The organism is Methylobacterium sp. CCH7-A2 (assembly GCF_001557075.1).
Taxonomy (GTDB): Bacteria; Pseudomonadota; Alphaproteobacteria; order Rhizobiales; family Beijerinckiaceae; genus Allobosea; species Allobosea massiliensis.
The window spans coordinates 1-577 of the sequence record NZ_LSKN01000210.1 but is presented as its reverse complement, the minus strand read 5'-3'; the positions used below and the strand labels follow the sequence as shown (position 1 = coordinate 577).

Sequence of the window (577 nt, the reverse complement as noted above, 5' to 3'; positions counted from 1 at the left end):
GATCATGGCGCGGCGTCTGCCCCTGGTGGTCGTGAACGCGCCCGGAGGCCTGACCGAACCGTTCGAGCGGTTTGGTGGTGCGCTCCGCCTCGCCCTGAAGACCTATGAATATCGCTTCACCATGTTCTGGCTTCTCAACAGCCAGGATCAGGTCGTCGAGAGCTTGAACGCTTTTTGGGAGGCGATGCCGAGCGCCTCTGTGCACCCCATCGTCAATCTGAAGGAGTCAGAGAACCATAAGCTCAGCGACTTTCGCGACTACATCGACCATGAGATCCGCAAGCGGGTCGAGAAGCAGGGCCGCACGCTGGTCATGCCTTTCGGCCCGATGGCCATCATGAACCAGATGGCGAAGCGCCACATCCCGTTTGGCACGCTCTGCCATGACGATGCGTACGACATCCTGGCCAAGGCTGAATTGCACACCTGGTTGACCAGCATGTGGAAGGAGTTTGACCGCGTCATCGACTTCGAGGCTCGCGTCTCGTGATTGAGTTGGACGAGGCCACGCGCCAGGCCATCACGGACCTGCTGAACCGCATCCGAACGGCCGATGCGAAGCCTGACCCGGCCGAGC

Annotated in this window: 1 protein-coding gene; it reads left to right on the top strand. The window is 60.8% G+C overall.

Annotated elements, in window-relative coordinates; translation table 11 throughout:
* On the top strand, positions 1-490 hold a 490-nt coding region (locus AX750_RS26585; protein ID WP_197432831.1), incomplete at its 5' end, for a hypothetical protein.
* Positions 491-577 lie beyond the last annotated feature (87 nt).